General features: G+C 44.6%; 14 protein-coding genes and 2 tRNA genes. 4 read left to right on the forward strand and 12 right to left on the reverse strand.

Annotated elements, in window-relative coordinates:
* Positions 1-2 precede the first annotated feature (2 nt).
* The 8 genes from rimP to rlmE all read right to left on the reverse strand — a co-directional run bounded on the left by rimP (position 3) and on the right by rlmE (position 6,430).
* On the reverse strand, positions 3-458 hold the full coding sequence (rimP, locus tag H9L11_RS03360; protein ID WP_005386424.1) for a ribosome maturation factor RimP: 456 nt from the start codon (positions 456-458) through the stop codon (positions 3-5).
* Positions 459-683: 225 nt separating this feature from the next.
* A tRNA-Met gene (locus tag H9L11_RS03365) sits at positions 684-760 on the reverse strand.
* Positions 761-816: 56 nt separating this feature from the next.
* Positions 817-900, reverse strand: a tRNA-Leu gene (locus tag H9L11_RS03370).
* A 16-nt stretch (positions 901-916) separates the two neighbouring features.
* A complete protein-coding gene (gene secG, locus H9L11_RS03375) occupies positions 917-1,255 on the reverse strand; it encodes a preprotein translocase subunit SecG (protein ID WP_005380080.1) in 339 nt (112 codons plus the stop codon).
* A 220-nt stretch (positions 1,256-1,475) separates the two neighbouring features.
* On the reverse strand, positions 1,476-2,816 hold the full coding sequence (gene glmM / locus H9L11_RS03380; RefSeq protein ID WP_005388992.1) for a phosphoglucosamine mutase: 1,341 nt from the start codon (positions 2,814-2,816) through the stop codon (positions 1,476-1,478).
* 19 nt (positions 2,817-2,835) lie between these two features.
* Positions 2,836-3,666: a dihydropteroate synthase gene (gene folP, locus H9L11_RS03385; RefSeq protein WP_017820419.1), complete on the reverse strand. Its 831-nt coding sequence runs from the start codon at positions 3,664-3,666 to the stop codon at positions 2,836-2,838.
* Between the two features lie 52 nt (positions 3,667-3,718).
* Positions 3,719-5,692: an ATP-dependent zinc metalloprotease FtsH gene (ftsH, locus tag H9L11_RS03390; protein WP_017635895.1), complete on the reverse strand. Its 1,974-nt coding sequence runs from the start codon at positions 5,690-5,692 to the stop codon at positions 3,719-3,721.
* A gap of 108 nt (positions 5,693-5,800) precedes the next feature.
* On the reverse strand, positions 5,801-6,430 hold the full coding sequence (rlmE, locus tag H9L11_RS03395) for a 23S rRNA (uridine(2552)-2'-O)-methyltransferase RlmE (RefSeq protein WP_005388985.1): 630 nt from the start codon (positions 6,428-6,430) through the stop codon (positions 5,801-5,803).
* 138 nt (positions 6,431-6,568) lie between these two features.
* Between rlmE and yhbY the strand changes: the two genes are divergently transcribed.
* Entirely contained in the window at positions 6,569-6,865 is a 297-nt protein-coding gene (gene yhbY, locus H9L11_RS03400; protein ID WP_005380066.1) for a ribosome assembly RNA-binding protein YhbY, read from the forward strand.
* Positions 6,866-6,949: 84 nt separating this feature from the next.
* On the opposite strand, the gene greA is transcribed toward yhbY, so the two are convergent.
* The gene (gene greA / locus H9L11_RS03405; RefSeq protein ID WP_005380065.1) at positions 6,950-7,423 is read right to left on the reverse strand and encodes a transcription elongation factor GreA; all 474 of its coding nucleotides are present in this window, start codon (positions 7,421-7,423) and stop codon (positions 6,950-6,952) included.
* 545 nt (positions 7,424-7,968) lie between these two features.
* On the opposite strand from greA, the gene H9L11_RS03410 reads away from it, so the two are divergent.
* On the forward strand, positions 7,969-8,991 hold the full coding sequence (locus tag H9L11_RS03410) for a porin (protein ID WP_005380064.1): 1,023 nt from the start codon (positions 7,969-7,971) through the stop codon (positions 8,989-8,991).
* Positions 8,992-9,177: 186 nt separating this feature from the next.
* Positions 9,178-10,599: a serine-type D-Ala-D-Ala carboxypeptidase gene (gene dacB, locus H9L11_RS03415; protein WP_017820417.1), complete on the forward strand. Its 1,422-nt coding sequence runs from the start codon at positions 9,178-9,180 to the stop codon at positions 10,597-10,599.
* On the opposite strand, the gene H9L11_RS03420 is transcribed toward dacB, so the two are convergent.
* Both H9L11_RS03420 and tyrS read right to left on the reverse strand, forming a co-directional pair.
* Positions 10,578-11,423 (reverse strand): magnesium transporter, encoded by an 846-nt coding sequence (locus H9L11_RS03420; RefSeq protein ID WP_005380062.1) that lies wholly within the window; start codon positions 11,421-11,423, stop codon positions 10,578-10,580. The two genes, dacB and H9L11_RS03420, sit on opposite strands and share 22 nt — an antisense overlap.
* Before the next feature lie 418 nt (positions 11,424-11,841).
* Positions 11,842-13,029: a tyrosine--tRNA ligase gene (gene tyrS / locus H9L11_RS03425; RefSeq protein ID WP_017820416.1), complete on the reverse strand. Its 1,188-nt coding sequence runs from the start codon at positions 13,027-13,029 to the stop codon at positions 11,842-11,844.
* 130 nt (positions 13,030-13,159) lie between these two features.
* Here tyrS and H9L11_RS03430 point away from each other — a divergent pair, with 130 nt between their 5' ends.
* Positions 13,160-14,452, forward strand: a complete 1,293-nt coding sequence (locus tag H9L11_RS03430; protein ID WP_033905576.1) for a peptidoglycan DD-metalloendopeptidase family protein — start codon at positions 13,160-13,162, stop codon at positions 14,450-14,452.
* A gap of 65 nt (positions 14,453-14,517) precedes the next feature.
* On the opposite strand, the gene vmeK is transcribed toward H9L11_RS03430, so the two are convergent.
* On the reverse strand, positions 14,518-17,622 hold the full coding sequence (gene vmeK, locus H9L11_RS03435) for a multidrug efflux RND transporter permease subunit VmeK (RefSeq protein ID WP_017820415.1): 3,105 nt from the start codon (positions 17,620-17,622) through the stop codon (positions 14,518-14,520).
* Positions 17,623-17,629 lie beyond the last annotated feature (7 nt).

Genomic DNA, 17,629 nt, shown 5'->3' on the forward strand with positions numbered 1-17,629 from the left:
AACTAAAATTTAGGGATCAGGTTAGCTTTGGAAATGTTACTTAGAGCAAACTCTTCTTGCTGACCGTCTACAGTAATTGTCACTGTTTCGCCATCAACACCGTGGATAATACCTTTCCACTTACGACGGTTTGCTACAGCCATTTTCAATACGATGCTGACCTCGTGACCAATAAATTGCTCGTAATGTGCTGCTTTAAAAAGTGGTCTTTCTAAACCTGGAGAAGACACTTCTAGGCTGTAAGCAACAGAAATTGGATCTTCAACGTCTAAAACTGCACTAACTTGGTGGCTAACTTCTGCACAGTCGTCTACGTTAATACCATTTTCATGGTCAATGTAGATACGTAACGTTGAGTGCGCGCCTGCACGAATGAATTCTAATCCAACTAACTCATAACCTGATGCCGCTACTGGCGCGTCAAGCATTTCAGTAAGTTGTCTTTCTAAACCAGTCATTTAACCACTCCAGAAACAAAAAAAGGGCTCAGAGCCCAATCAAAAAACCAAGCAGTATCTGAGCTATTTCAAAAAGCTCAGATAACAAAAAACCCCGATAGTCGGGGTTTTATGCTGCTGGACCCTGATACGTTAAGAATAGCCAACAATTGCTTTTCTTAACTCGTAGTGTGGTTAGCACTACGCAAACTTGCCAATCTACGATTTCCTTTTAAAGAAAGAGATTGGTTGCGGGGGCCGGATTTGAACCGACGACCTTCGGGTTATGAGCCCGACGAGCTACCAAGCTGCTCCACCCCGCGTCCGACTTGCTGAGCATTATACTCGCAAACAAGTGATTTACAAGTTTGTAAATACATGGTGCCGAGAGAGGGACTCGAACCCTCACACCTAAGGCACTAGCACCTCATGCTAGCGTGTCTACCAATTTCACCATCTCGGCATCAAAACCTTACAGCTTATTGAGGAATTTCATCACCCGCTGGGGCAGGAACTTCACTCGCTGCATCCTTAACTTGTTCAACAACTGGTTGACCTAACGTTGGGTCTACCCATTGTGATTCAGTCTGGTGCGTAGACATACGACCAAGTAACAAGCTAACGATAAAGAATACGGTTGCTAAAATAGCAGTTGTTCGGGTTAAGAAATTACCTGAGCCGCCAGCACCAAACACTGTGTTTGAAGCACCAGCACCGAACGAGGCTCCCATATCTGCGCCTTTACCTTGTTGAATCAACACAAGGCCAATCACACCAAGCGCTGCCAACAGGTAAATCACAAGTAGAACTGAAAACATTTTTTCCACCTATGTTCCAAATTGTTGAGCCAGCGCCGTTCAAAAGAATAAATCATTATGAACAAGGCTAGCGACCTCCTAACGGGAGGCGGAGCAATACTAGCGAAAGCCAGTAACGCTGACAAGGGAAAATTAGTAAAAAATCAATGCCAATGCGTTAAGCGCTCAAAAAAAGGGCAAAAGATGCCCTTTTCATTCAAGACATGCTTTAACGCAATGATTAACAACTTGCTTTAACAGCCTCAGCGATTTTCAATGCTGAGTGTTGAACTAGTTCACCATCTTCGCCTTCCACCATAACGCGGATCAAAGGCTCAGTGCCAGACTTACGCAGCAGTACACGCCCTTTATCACCAAGTGTCGCCTCTACTTCAGCGACAGCGTTTAATACAGCTGTAGCTTCAAGAGGGTTACTTTCTCCTGAGAAACGGACATTTTCTAAAACCTGAGGATATAGTGTCATTCCTTGCGATAGTTCATATAAAGACATATCGCTGCCAATTACAGAAGCAAGTACTTGAAGTGCAGCAACAATCGCATCGCCGGTTGTGACTTTATCTAATAAGATCACATGGCCTGAGTTTTCAGCACCAATTTTCCAACCTTTTTCTAGCAGTTGCTCCATGACATAACGGTCACCAACAGCGGCACGTACAAACGGAATGCCTAGCTGCTTTAAACCATTTTCCATACCCAAGTTAGTCATTAGTGTACCAACAACACCACCCTTTAGCTCACCACGACGAAGAGCATCACGAGCGATGATATAAGCAATTTGGTCACCATCAACTTTGTTACCTAGGTGATCGACCATAATGATGCGGTCACCATCACCATCAAATGCGAGACCAAGGTGCGCTTGCTCTTCAACAACACGCTGTTGAAGTGCTCGTACGTCTGTTGCGCCCACTTTTTCATTAATGTTGATGCCGTTAGGCTCTACGCCCATAGCGATAACTTCTGCCCCAAGTTCTTTGAAAACATTTGGAGCGATGTGGTACGTTGCACCGTGCGCACAGTCTACTACGATCTTAAAGTTCGCAAGGCTCAACTCAGATGGGAAAGTACTCTTACAGAATTCGATGTAACGACCAGCTGCATCATTTAGGCGGGTTGCTTTACCAAGCTCAGCAGACTCCACACATTCAATTTCTTTATCTAACTCAGCTTCGATCGCCAATTCGATATCGTCAGGTAGCTTAGTACCCTCAGAAGAAAAGAATTTAATGCCGTTGTCGTAATATGGGTTATGTGATGCAGAAATCACAATACCAGCCTCGGCACGGAAAGTCTGAGTTAAATATGCCACAGCTGGAGTTGGCATGGGACCAGTAAATGTTGCTTTAAGTCCCGCAGCTGCAAGGCCAGCCTCTAGTGCAGATTCAAGCATATAACCTGAAATACGTGTATCTTTACCTATGATAACTTTCTTTGTGCCTTGTTTCGCTAGTACACGACCAGCAGCCCAGCCAAGCTTAAGTACGAAGTCTGGAGTGATTGGGTATTGTCCTACTTTACCGCGCACACCGTCAGTACCAAAGTAACGTCTTTCATTCGACATAAACTTTCCTTTATTATTTTTAAATATTGTTTTTCGTCATCTCAACAACTTTCATCGCTTCGATTGTCTCTTCAAAGTCATGCACGCGAATGATCTGCGCGCCTTTCATCGCGGCAATCGTAGCACAAACGACACTTGCGTTCGTACACTCAGCCGCTGGCTTGTCTAACAGTTTGAAGATCATGGATTTACGAGACATGCCAGCCAAAATAGGCAGGCCGAATTCATGAAACTTTTCAAGATGAGCAAGCATATGATAATTGTGTTCGATTGTTTTGCCAAAGCCAAACCCAGGATCGAGAATCAGTTGAGATTTATCAATCCCTGCTGCTTCACACGCCGCGATACGTTCTTCTAGAAAAGCCGACACGTCCCCCATTAAATCATCATAATGAGGGTCAACTTGCATGGTCCTAGGCTGACCTTTCATATGCATCAGACAAATTGGAAGGTTTGCTTCTGCTGCGACTTCCAGAGCACCTGGCTCTTGCAGCGAGCGGATGTCATTGATCAAATCAGCCCCAGCATCAATTGCTTGACGCATCACTTCTGCTTTACTGGTGTCAACGGAAATCCATACATCATATTTTTCACGAATGGCTTTGATTACTGGGACAACACGCCTAAGCTCTTCTTCCAAAGACACATCCGGTGCACCAGGTCTTGTTGATTCACCACCAACATCAACAATACTTACACCAGCCTTTATCATTTTATCAACTTGAGCAAGAGCAAGTTCAATTGAGTTGTATTTACCGCCATCCGAAAAGGAATCCGGTGTCACATTTAGAATGGCCATGACATGTGGACGCGAAAGGTCCAAAGATTTGTTATTTGCTGTAATCATCATCATAAACACAAAAACCCCGAGATAACTCGGGGTTTAATATTATCGATACTCTTTATTCAGAGTCTTTCTTTTCAGGCGCTTCGTTAGAAGTTGTTTCAGAAGAGCTAGGCTGTTCTGCATCTTTCGCAGTCTCCGTTGCTTCTTCTTTAACTTCTTGCTTTGCTTGAGGCTTGTCGCTGTCTTCTGGTTTGCTTGCTGAGTTATCACTCCAGCCCGCAGGCTCACGAATTTCAGCTTTGCGCTCCATTAAGTCATCAATCTGGCGAGCATCAATGGTTTCATACTTCATCAGCGCATCTTTCATCGCATGCATGATATCCATGTTCTCTTGAAGAATCTTCTTCGCACGATCGTAGTTGCGGTCAATGATCTGACGAACTTCGTCATCAATCAACTTCGCTGTATCGTCAGACACATGTTTAGTCTGAGTTACACTACGCCCTAAGAACACTTCGCCTTCATCTTCTGCATACAGCAGAGGGCCAAGCTTTTCAGAGAAACCCCATTGAGTAACCATCTTACGAGCAATATCTGTTGCGCGCTCGATATCATTAGAAGCACCGGTTGATACTTTGTCAGCACCGTAGATAAGTTCTTCTGCTAAACGACCACCGTACAAGCTAGAAATCATTGATTCTAGGTGTTGGCGAGACATACTCACGCGGTCCTGCTCTGGAAGGTACATTGTTACACCCAACGCACGACCACGTGGAATGATAGACACTTTGTACACTGGATCGTGTTCAGGAACCAAGCGACCAACAATCGCGTGACCCGCTTCGTGGTATGCGGTTGACTCTTTCACTTCCTCAGACATCACCATTGAACGGCGCTCAGCACCCATCATGATTTTGTCTTTCGCCAGTTCAAACTCAACCATAGAAACGTTGCGCTTGTTACCGCGCGCAGCAAACAGGGCTGCTTCGTTAACTAAGTTTGCTAGGTCAGCACCAGAGAAGCCTGGAGTACCACGTGCGATGAGAGAAGGCTCTACATCACCCGCTAGAGGGACCTTACGCATGTGAACTTTTAGGATCTGTTCACGGCCACGTACATCTGGAAGACCAACTACCACTTGACGGTCAAAACGACCAGGACGCAGTAGCGCAGGGTCTAGCACGTCCGGACGGTTAGTCGCAGCGATAACGATAATACCTTCGTTACCTTCGAAACCATCCATCTCAACGAGCATTTGGTTTAGTGTTTGTTCACGTTCATCATGACCACCACCAACACCTGCGCCACGTTGACGACCTACCGCATCGATCTCATCGATAAAGATGATACAAGGTGCAGCTTTCTTTGCTTGTTCAAACATGTCACGCACACGAGATGCACCAACACCAACGAACATTTCTACGAAATCAGAACCAGAGATAGTAAAGAATGGTACTTTCGCCTCACCGGCAATGGCTTTCGCTAGAAGCGTTTTACCCGTACCAGGAGGACCAACCATTAGAACACCCGTTGGAATCTTACCGCCCAGTTTTTGGAAGCGGCTTGGATCGCGTAGGTAGTCCACCAGTTCTTTCACGTCTTCTTTTGCTTCGTCACAACCAGCAACGTCAGCAAAAGTTGTCTTGATTTGTTCTTCGCTCATCATTCGAGCTTTACTCTTACCAAAAGACATGGCGCCTTTACCACCGCCGCCTTGCATTTGACGCATGAAGAAAATCCATACACCAATCAGTAAGATCATTGGGAACCAAGAGATGAAGATAGTACCAAGCAAGCTTTGCTCTTCTGGAGGCGTGCCTTGTACTTTCACGTTTTGGTTAATTAGGTCATCTAGAAGCTTTTGGTCATACACTGGCATGTAAGTGACCATTTTGGCACCGCCGCCACGACGAACAAAGCTAATTTCACCGTCTTTAAAAGTTGCTTCTTGAATCTGGCCTTGGCCAACTTCCTGTACAAACGTGGTGTAATCCACGGTTCTGCCATTGCTTTCTCCAGGGCCAAAGCTCTGGAATACCGACATCAATACGACGGCGATAACAAGCCACAGAATTAAATTTTTTGCCATGTCACTCAAGGTGTAAGCCTCTCGATAACTAATTGTAATTAAAGGTAGGGTACTACAGTTCATTAACTGTAGCTATAGTGTTAACACGCTCTCAAGAGAGCAAAATGGTTAACCTTTGTAACCAGTGGCTACGACGAAGACCTCTCGAGAGCGAGCTCGCGATGAGTCTGGTTTTCTAATTTTTACGGCTTTAAACATGTCTCGGACTTCTTTCACATACTGATCGAAGCCTTCCCCTTGGAAAACCTTTACGACAAAGCTACCATTAGGCGCTAGAACTTGTCGACACATATCTAAAGCTAATTCAACTAAATACATAGCGCGAGGTTGATCAACAGAATTGTTTCCCGCGATGTTAGGCGCCATATCAGACATTACTACGTCTACCATGGAAGGTTGGATCCTTTCTAGCAAAGCTTCCAATACCGCATCATCACGAAAGTCGCCTTGTAAAAAGCTAACGCCAGCAATCGGGTCCATAGGAAGCAAGTCACACGCGATGATCTGACCGCTGTCCCCTACTATCTTAGCAGCATATTGAGACCATCCGCCCGGCGCAGCCCCCAAGTCGACGACTGTCATTCCAGGCTTTAACAATTTATCTTTCGTTTGAATCTCATCGATCTTGAAATAAGCACGTGAACGGTAGCCTTTTTTTCGGGCTTCATTCGCGTATTTATCATCAAAGTGTTCTTTCAACCAACGACCAGAACTAGCCGAATGTTTTTGTTTACTCATTTTAATCCCAACAAGGCACAAATTGGAGCTATTGTTTTAATAGGCGCTACCTATTACTCAATAAATTATAGTCTTCAGCAATAGATGGCGTTAAAATAGCTTTTTTCAACCCTTATTTTAAAGAAAATTGGCCGCGTAATGAACCTAAGCACCAAACAAAAGCAGCACCTTAAAGGCCTAGCTCACAGTTTAAAACCTGTTGTGCTAATGGGCGCAAATGGACTTACAGAAGCCGTGCTAGCAGAAATTGAAATCGCTCTTAACCATCACGAACTTATCAAAGTAAAAGTTGCTTCGGAAGATCGTGAAACAAAACAGCTAATCATCGACGCTATCGTACGTGAGACGGGCGCTGAAAAAGTTCAGACTATTGGTAAAGTGCTTGTGCTATACCGCCAGTCTGAAGAGCGTAAAATCGAAATCCCTCGTAAGTAACTCTACTTACGTTGCTGAAGAAAAAAGGTCGCCTGAGGCGACCTTTTTGCGTTTTATCAGAGTAATAATGCAACTCCAAACGACTTAGATATATTCTACTCGGTCAATTTCGAAGTCTTTCGCGCCACCCGGAGTTTGAATAGCAACTTCATCGCCTTCCATCTTACCAATCAGGCCACGAGCAATAGGTGAGCTCACTGAAATGCGACCTGCTTTGATATCGGCTTCGTCATCACCAACGATTTGGTACGTTTTTTCTTCTTCGGTGTCGATATCAATCAAGGTTACGGTTGAACCAAAAATAACTTTACCCGTGTTCTCCATCTTCGTTACATCAATAACTTGAGCAACTGACAGTTTGTATTCAATGTCACGGATTTGTGCTTCACAAATGCCCTGCTCTTCACGAGCGGCGTGATATTCAGCATTCTCTTTTAAATCACCTAGCTCACGAGCTTCAGCAATTGCCTCTGAGATCTGAGGACGTAGTTTAAGTAGACGATCGAGTTCTGCACGTAGCTTTTGCTCGCCACGTAGTGTCATTGGAACTTTTTCCATTTTATAACCTCAAGCCCAAATGGGTCTTTGGACAAAAAAAGCCCACCCTGTCATAGGACTGGGTAGTGCGCTTAAAGATGTATTTCGTTTAGTGTAAACAAACTCCCGGACGAAATCATCTTAATTCGAAAGACAGCAAGACTATGCCTTTTCGGCATAATGATATAACTCACTTTTAGAGCGGCTCTAGGGCGAATCACCTTCTCAATTTATTGAAAAACAACACTGTTCATTACACCAAAAACCTCAAAAAAGATAAAAACTAATCAATGTCAGGCCAATGTCATTGCCAATAATTTCAATCAAAAACAGTAATTTAAATAAAAACAACGCACAATTGAACAGTGTTCATCATTGGGATTTATATCATTTTACTAACTCATACGGAAACTTTAGCAGTAAAACATGTCCAGCGAGTTGTTAGATCAATGGCTTACAAGTGCGAACTATATCGCTCAATTAGCCAATTTTGGACCAACAACTTGTGAGAGATCACCTCTCCCCCATACAACAATGATTATGGACAGCTAACTAGGACAAATAAGATGAAAAAGACTCTAATTGCTCTTTCTGTATCTGCAGCAGCTATGGCAACTGGCGTAAACGCAGCTGAACTTTACAACCAAGACGGTACTTCTCTAGAAATGGGCGGCCGTGCTGAAGCACGTCTATCTATGAAAGATGGCGACGCTCAAGACAAATCTCGCATCCGTCTAAACTTCCTTGGTAAACAAGAAATCAATGACAACCTATACGGTGTTGGTTTCTGGGAAGGTGAATTTGAGACTGCTCAAAACGGTACTGTAGACGGCGACGACAAGAGCGATCTAGAAACTCGTCTTGCTTACGCTGGTCTTGGCGGTGCTTACGGTGAGTTCGCATACGGTAAAACTGAAGGTGCACTAGGCGTTATCACTGACTTCACAGATATCATGGCTTACCACGGTAACTCTGCAGCAGACAAACTAGCTGTATCAGACCGTACAGACAACATGATGGCTTACAAAGGCCAGTTTGAAAACCTAAGCGTAAAAGCAAGCTACCGCTTCGCTGATCGTATGGAAAACAAAAACACTGGTGAGTACTACGACAACAAACAAGACGGTTACTCTCTATCTGCAATCTACGCTCTAGCTGACACTGGTCTTGAGCTAGGTGCTGGTTACGCAGATCAAGACAAAGCTAACGAGTACATGCTAGCTGCATCTTACACAATGTCTGATCTTTACTTCGCTGGTGTATTCACTGACGGCGAGAAAATGGAAGATTCAAACAACAGTAACACAGTTGATTACACTGGTTACGAGCTAGCGGGTGCTTACACTCTAGGCCAAACAGTATTTACAACATCATACAACAATGCAGAAACTAACAACGAAACTTCTGCAAACAACTTCGCTGTTGATGCTTCTTACTACTTCAAGCCTAACTTCCGTGGTTACATTTCTTACAACTTCAACCTGATTGATGCAGGTGACAAGTTTGGTTCAACTGACACTAGCAAAACAGTTGCAACTAAGATCGATGCTGAAGACGAGCTAGCTCTAGGTCTACGTTACGACTTCTAATTCCGGTCTTTGACTAGAATATCGAATGCCCGCTTTAAGCGGGCATTTTTTATACTTCATTTTAAGCAGCGCGCCTTTCTCTCGTGTCTCATTCATGAAGACATTTGAAGCATTTCTTTAGTTACCTAGCATATTGAAAGGACTTGCGTATACTCAATCACATAACTCACCTTAGAAAGTACCATTATGCGTTTACGTTGGCCCTTGCTCATATTCTCTTCATTACTTTCTGCTTTTTCACAAGCGTACCCTCATCAAGAGGTGTTGCCTGAAGGCGCCCGCATCAGTTTAGTTGCGGAAAAACTCAGTGAAAATGCTGAGCTTGACGGTGTTCATCCTACCGAACAACTGTTCCCACCAGCGAGTACATTAAAAATCGTCACCGCATTAGCCGCAAAGCTAGAACTGGGTGATAATTTCCGGTTTCGAACCAAGCTGGAAACGTCGAACTCAGATGCAGTGATTTACTTTGTCGGCGACCCAACACTCCAAACCAACGACTTAAAATCACTTCTCACTCTAGCTAAGAAAAATGGCTTAAAACGGATTAACGGTGACCTATGGCTCGATAACAGCGCATTCACTGGTTATAACCGTGCGGTGGGCTGGCCGTGGGATATCTTGGGAGTTTGCTACAGCGCTCCGGCATCGACCATCACACTCAATAACAACTGTGTACAAGCCTCTATCTATACACAAAAAGATGGTGGAACGCGGGTCTACGTACCAGAGCATCAACCTATTCGTGTCACAAGTACCGTAGAAACAGTTTCTAAAACCATTAAGAAAAGTCGTCATTGTGACTTAGGTTTAGTTGCAAATCCCGATAACAACTACAAGCTAACAGGGTGCTTGGTTGAAAGAGACAAACCATTGCCACTGAAATTTGCGGTTCAAGACCCTGAGCGTTACACCAGTCAAAGGTTGGCGACTTTGCTCAAGGAGCTCAACATTGGGGTATCAGGAAAGATTAGGGTCGGTACGGCGCCAGAAAAGCAGCGAAAGCTCATCGCAATGCATCAATCAAAGGCCTTACCAGACATTCTTGAAGATATGCTCAAAAACTCTGACAACTTGATTGCCGACACATTAACCAAAACACTTGGCGCTAAATTTTTCGTTCAGCCAGGCAGTTTTACTAACGGGACAGAAGCGATCAAGCAGATCATTTTCGCCAACACTGGTATTGATATTCGTAATGCGCGCCTAGAAGACGGCTCAGGACTTTCGCGAAATAACCGGATCTCCGCGACCAAGATGGCTGAAATGCTGCGCTATATTTGGAAGCATGAAAACGAACTCAAATTGATTGCCATCATGCCGAAATCAGGTGAATCCGGCACATTAAAGTACCGACAAAGTATGCGAAAACTTCCAATTAAAGGACAGCTGATAGCGAAAAGTGGCTCTATCTACGGGACTTACAATATGGCTGGATATGGCTTGGATAAAAATGGTCAACCTAACACCATTTTTGTTCAGTTTGTTTCAGACTACTTCCCAGAAAAACGGGACGACAACACTCCTGTCATCGCCCCGATTACACATTTTGAGCAGCTTTTTTACAATGACATTGTGAACTTTAGTCAGGCAATACCTAAGAAATAGTTCACCACGTTAAAGTAAATCCACATTCCTGAAATATCGACGATAGACGCAAGAACTGGACTCACCAATACGGCAGGGTCCAACTTGCAAGCTCGTGCAATAATTGGCAACAGCCCGCCCAATGTTGTAGAAATGGTGACTTGAATGAACAGCGCAACTGCTATTGCCAGAGCGATATCGGTCAGTTCAAAGCCTCCTGTTGATTGTCCTGCACTAAATAACATAATGCGTCCAATCATCACGATAGCGATTGCTAGCGCAATAAATAGAGCGACTCGGCTCTCTTTCCACAAAACTTCTAACCATTGGCGTTTTTTTAACTCTCCAGTAGCAAGAGCACGAATCACCAAAGTTGCTGCTTGTGTTCCTGTGTTACCACCAGCAGCTGCAATCACTGGCATGTACACTGCAAGTAAAACAAGCTGACTAAGGGTGTCCTCATACTGAGCGATGATCAAGCCTGACACTATCCCTAAAAGAGCCAGCGCAATGATCCATCCAATACGCTGTTTTACATGCCCTAAAACACTAGTTGATAAATAACCATCGGGTGTATCAACTTCAGACATATGCAGACCCAGTTGGTGAGCATAATGACGTGCGCGTTTGTCATGACCTGCTTGCTCAAGTTGAGCAATAAGACTATTCACATAGCCGACAGAGCAATGCTGTAAAATACCTACAGCCTCATCAATCGGCATAACCGTAAGCAAATGGACTTGTTGCTCTTGCTCATACTGCAAGAATGCATTGCGAGCTGCACCAATTTCTACTTCAGAAAAGTTTGGTGTTGTTTCAATAAAAGTGTTGTTCATTACCGTCATGGCGAATCTCCCGATTGGCATTGGTAACGACCATCGACAAAGCATGAAAAAGCCACTCTCGCACGCTAAAAGTCAGACAACAAATAAGATGCACAGAGAAAACCAATGCGAATGCACTGTCTATTCAGAATGTATGAAGGAAATAACGAGAAAAAATTAGAAAAGATGCCTCACCACTTAGGTAAGGCGGAGATCGCCAATACCGAAGCGGGTTATTTCGCTCCCTTAATCTTACTCACCCAACGACTGGGAGGATGGTCGGTATTGTTCATGTAAATCTCCGATAGCGCTGCCATTATTGGCAGCGCAAGTATAGTAGCAAAGTTCATCAGGTATGGAAGTTTTACTTTGCCGTTTTTGCTAAATTTTCATACAAAAAAAGCGCCCTTCGGACGCTTTCATTTGCAGTCATTATGGATTACTGAATAGTAATACGAGCAAATTTACGTTTACCTACTTGGAACACGTAAGTACCCGCTTCTGGAGCAAATTTGCTGTCCGCAATTTTTTCACCATCAATCTTCACAGCGCCCTGCTTAACCATGCGCATCGCATCTGACGATGATGGACATAAACCTGCTTCTTTCAACAGATTACTCACTGGGCGACCTGCGTCAAAGTCAAACTCTGGCATTTCATCAGGAATTTGGTTCTTCGCAAAACGGTTTACGAATTCTTGCTCTGCTGCATCGGCATCGGCTTCACTGTGGAAACGAGCAATAATTTCTTTTGCTAGCAATACTTTGATGTCACGAGGGTTTTTGCCCGCTTCTACATCAGCTTTGAATTGAGCAATCTCTTCCAGAGGACGGAAAGAGAGCAGCTCGTAGTAGCTCCACATTAGGTCATCAGAAATAGACATGATTTTACCAAACATTTCGCTTGGCGCTTCGCTGATACCGATGTAGTTGTTTGCTGACTTAGACATCTTCTTCTCGCCATCAAGGCCCACTAGAAGCGGCATCATCAGTACAACCTGAGGTTTTTGACCGTGAGACTTTTGCAGTTCACGACCCATTAGAAGGTTGAACTTCTGGTCTGTACCACCTAATTCAACATCCGTTTCCATTGCTACTGAGTCCCAGCCTTGTAGAAGTGGGTACATGAACTCATGAATAGCAATTGGCTGACCACCCGCGTAACGCTTTTTAAAGTCGTCACGCTCTAGCATACGAGCAACGGTTTGGTTTGCCGCAAGGCGAATCATACCTTCTGCGCCCAGTTCAGACAGCCACTCAGAGTTAAACTGAATTTTAGTCTTTGCAGGATCGAGAATTTTGAACACTTGCTCTTTGTACGTTTCAGCGTTACGCAATACGTCTTCGCGACTTAGCGGTGGACGAGTTGTGTTTTTACCTGTTGGGTCACCAACCATTGCAGTGAAGTCACCGATTAGGAACGTCACTTCATGACCTAGTTCTTGGAACAAGCGAAGCTTATTGAAAATAACCGTATGGCCTAGGTGAATGTCAGGTGCTGTTGGATCAGCGCCCAATTTAATACGTAGAGGACGGTCTTCTTTTAGTTTTGCGATTAACTCTTCTTCTGGAATCAGCTCTTCAACACCGCGCTTAATCTCGGCTAGTGCAGCTTCAATGCTCGCCATTCTTGTTCACTCCCACAGATTTGGCAAAAATATAATAGCTGAACATATTACTTGAATAGCGATGCATTTTGAAACACGTTAGACTAGGTAGTTGTCACTTTTTCCGTTTAATTTAGCAATCAAGTACCTCATGCATTCGATTTTTGTCCGACTTCCACTCTTGCACAAAGTATTGATCGGTTTTTTTAGTGCGTTGATTATCTTCGCGCTCTTCTTTTTACCTGATCCGCAAGACCTAGACCCGCAGCAGAGCCGATTAAAAGTTGGTCAACATTATCCTGTGCCAGTTTCCCTCGAACTCAGTGCACTAAATAGTTCATCGCCTGCGGTTCCCGCCGTGCTGCGCTGGGAGACATACAAGGTAAAAAATGGCGAGAGTGCTGCCATCTTATTTAGTCGCGTAGGGCTTTCTGCTCGTCTATTACATGAACTGGTGTCATCAGACAAAGAAGTAGAAAAACAGTTAACTCGGCTTCGACCTGGTGACCGATTGCAATTTGGCTTTGACGAAAATAACGACTTGGTGCAGCTAAGAAGGACACTAAGCGCGTTCGAGACTTTTCGTATCACATTAAAAGACGGCAAGTACGTTTCTGAAGTTGATAAGAAAGAAGTCGACTTCCAGTACAACTACGCAGAAGCCACCATCAAATCAAACTTTTGGAATGCAGGAATATCTTCTGGATTAAATGGTAACCAAATCATGGAACTGGCTGGCATATTTGGTTGGGACATCGACTTTGCTTTAGATATTCGTAAAAACGATAGCTTCCGAGTACTTTACCAAGAGGAAGTGGTAGAAGGAGAAGTAATCGGCCGTGGAAAAATCATTGCTGCGATCTTTAAAAACCAAGGCGATACCTTTACCGCAATATTGGATCAGAAAAGTGGCAAGTATTACGACGAAAATGGGCGTGCAATGAAAAAAGCATTCTTACGCGCGCCGTTGGATTTCCGTCGAGTTTCGTCTAACTTCAACCCACGCCGCTTACATCCAGTGACGGGACGCGTTCGTCCTCATAGAGGCACGGACTATGCAGCACCAGTGGGCACCCCGATTTGGGCGGCTGGTGATGGTGTCGTTCAAAAATCGTCTTACAACAAATTTAATGGTAACTACGTTTTCATTAAACATAGTAATACTTACATTACCAAGTACCTGCACTTAACCAAACGTACTGTACGAGCTGGTCAACGCGTTAAGCAAGGCCAAACCATTGGTACGCTTGGCGGAACTGGCCGTGTAACAGGCCCCCACTTGCACTATGAGTTCCTTGTGAATGGTGTCCATAAAAACCCACGCACGGTGAATTTGCCACAATCTAAATCCCTGACAGGCAAAGCGAGACAAACTTTCATGGCAAACGCGAAAGTTAGCATGGACAAGCTTGAACGCTACAGCAAACTGTTAGCAATGAAGTAAGGCAAGGTATTGAAAAGGGCAGCTTCGCTGCCCTTTTTGTTTTGTCGATATCATCACGATAAAGCTTACTGTTCAGAGTGATGCTCTCTCCCGAGCATAAGCAAACACGGTGTCAGAACTAACGTTAGCAAAGTCGCAAATGCCAAACCACCCGCGACAGCGGTCGCAAGCTGAGACCACCATTGAGTGCTTGGTGCGCCAAACTCCACTTTCTGATTAACTAAGTCGATGTTCATTTCTAACACCATTGGCAATAAGCCTAATATGGTGGTCACCGTCGTGAGTAAAACGGGTCTTAAACGCTGCACACCCGTACGCAAAATAGCCTCAGATTTTTCTAAGCCACGTTTACGCATCTGATTATAAGTATCGATTAAAACAATATTGTTGTTTACCACGATACCAGCCAACGCAATCACTCCAATTCCCGACATAATGATGCCAAATGGCTTTTGGAAAATAAGTAACCCAGCGAAGACACCAACGGTAGAAAACAGCACTGCACTAAGGATTAAGAAAGCTTGATAAAAGCTATTAAACTGCGTAATTAAAATCAAAGCCATCACACCAAGCGCGACAATAAAAGCATTTTGCAAGAATGCTGATGAGTTTTCCTGCTCTTCATTTTGACCCCGAATCTTATATTCAATGCCTTCTGGTAAGTCGAGCTGTTCCATTCCAGCGGCAATCTTAGGTAACTCAAGCGCCAAATTGTAACCTTCCACCATATCCGCTTTAATATTGATAACTCGATGACCGTCGACCCGACGAATAGTGTCTTGCTTATGATCTGGTTTGATTTGAGCAAAATTCGTAATCGGAACCAGACCAGCTGCCGTTTTCACTCTCAGTTGATCAAATCGACCTATGTCGCGCTTATCTTGCGGATAGCGCACCAAAATATCGACTTCTTCATCCGCATCATCGGGCAAATAATCGCCTATTTTCAAGCCGTTCGTAACAAACTGGACGGTATTCCCGACTAAAGTAGCATCCGCTGCAAAGCGAGAGGCGTCATCTCGCTGGATATCAATTTGCCAATCAATCCCTTCCTTATTAGTGGTATCACTCAAGTTGGTCAGTGCAGGATTACCATCAGCCCAATGTCGTACTTTTTTGGCTGCTTCATCTAACGCACTAACACTCAAATTTCGTGATGACACTTCAATCACGAGATCATGCTCGACAGGCGGTCCTGCGTCCGGGAATTTATACTCAAGTTCAACACCATAAAAGCGGTCTGTCGTCTCTTTTAGTTCCTCAATAATGGTTTTCACTTTGCGTCGATACTGCCAATCCACAGGCGTTATTTGAATCTGGCCAATCTCGTCCCCATTATCGCTCGATCCTGTGCGCGTGTAGACACTTTCAAACTCGTCATGACCGAGCATCACCTTCTCGATTTCGCGCATAACAACATCTTTTTCGTGAATAGACAGGTCACCATAAGAACGAACTTTAACGGTAAAAAAGGCAGGGTCCACCTCAGGGAAAAACTCTGCACCCAAGCCAGCTTTGTTGTAAGTGAAGCCGACACCTGCCGCTAGCAGTATCGCGCTGAGTAAGACTTTCCATGGATGACGAATCGCTACCGACAGAGTCTGGTAATAAAGCTTGGTAATGCCTGTCGCTTTTTCAAAGTTGCCGTTATGCAGCTCCACCATTTCTCGCTGAGCTTTCTGATTGACTACTTGAGGCTTGCCAATGATCCCACCGATGACAGGAACGAACAATAAAGCCATCATCAGCGAAGCGGCCAAGGTAGCAATTAAAGTAAGTGGTAAGTACTTCATGAACTCACCAGTGATGTCTGGCCAGAAAAGTAACGGAGCAAACGCAGCCAATGTGGTTGCTGTGGATGCGGTAATAGGCCAGGCCATTCGCTTTGCTGCATCTCGATAGGCTTCTTTACGTGGCGTTCCTTCTTGCATGCGCCGATCTGCAAACTCTGTCACCACAATGGCACCATCCACCAACATGCCTACCGCCATAATTAAAGCAAACAGTACGACGATATTGACCGTCAGCCCAAATACCGATAACACCAACAACCCAGTCAAGAACGATCCTGGAATAGAAATCCCCACGAGAAGCGCGGTCCTAACCCCCAATATGGCAATAATGACGATAACTACGAGGATAATTGCGGATAAGATATTGTTTTGTAGATCACTGAGCATCAATTTGACATCGTCGGATTGATCCCAAGTATATTTAACTTGCAAATTGTCGGGCCACTCGGCGCGCTTCTGTCCCAGAGCCAGTACTTCTTTTACCAGCTCAACCGTTTCAATGATGTTTTCCCCTGCCCGTTTTTTTACGTCCAAAACGATGGCAGATTCGCCATCTAAACGAGCAAAACTTTCAGGATCGCGAAATGCACGTCGTACTGTCGCCACATCGCCAAAAGTGATCACCTCTTTGCCATTCACCTTGATCGGTAGTTCAAGCACATCTTTCAGTGAATCAAAAACCGATGGGACTTTTACCGAAAAGCGTCCATACCCAGTATCGACAAACCCCGCAGCCACAACTCGGTTATTCAAGGCAATTAAATTATAGATGTCCGCTTGATCGAGACCGTAGCTTTCCATCAATAGCGGATCGACAACTATCTCCACGATGTCTTCGCGATCTCCTGCGATTTCAACCTCAAGAACCTGACGGAAACTTTCCAAACGATCACGTAACGTTCTGGCAATCTGAACAATGGTTCGCTCTGGTACGGTGCCATAGAGCACAACGGTCAAAACAGGCTCTTCAGATGCAAACGTGACTTCGTTTACCGTCGGCTCATCACTGTCCTCTGGTAACTTTGGCTTCGCAAGATCAACTGCATCACGCACATCTGCCATCGCTTTATCAAGATCCACTCCGACACTAAATTCCAGCGTCACCGAAGCATGACCTTCTGATGCCACAGAGGTCATCTCTTTTACGCCTTCAATTGAACGCAGCTCTTGCTCTATTGGACGAACCAATAAACGCTCGGCATCGACAGGAGAAATGCCTTGATGCCCAACAGAAACGTAGATAATAGGAATGGTAATATCAGGGCTCGATTCCTTGGGGATTGTGACGTAAGTAATGACACCTGCAATTAATATCATCACCAACAATGTCAGCATAGTGCGAGCACGAGATAACGCAGCATCAATCAGAGTGTACATAGGTGCT

It is taken from the genome of Vibrio sp. sp1, assembly GCF_016920955.1.
Lineage (GTDB): Bacteria > Pseudomonadota > Gammaproteobacteria > Enterobacterales > Vibrionaceae > Vibrio > Vibrio alginolyticus.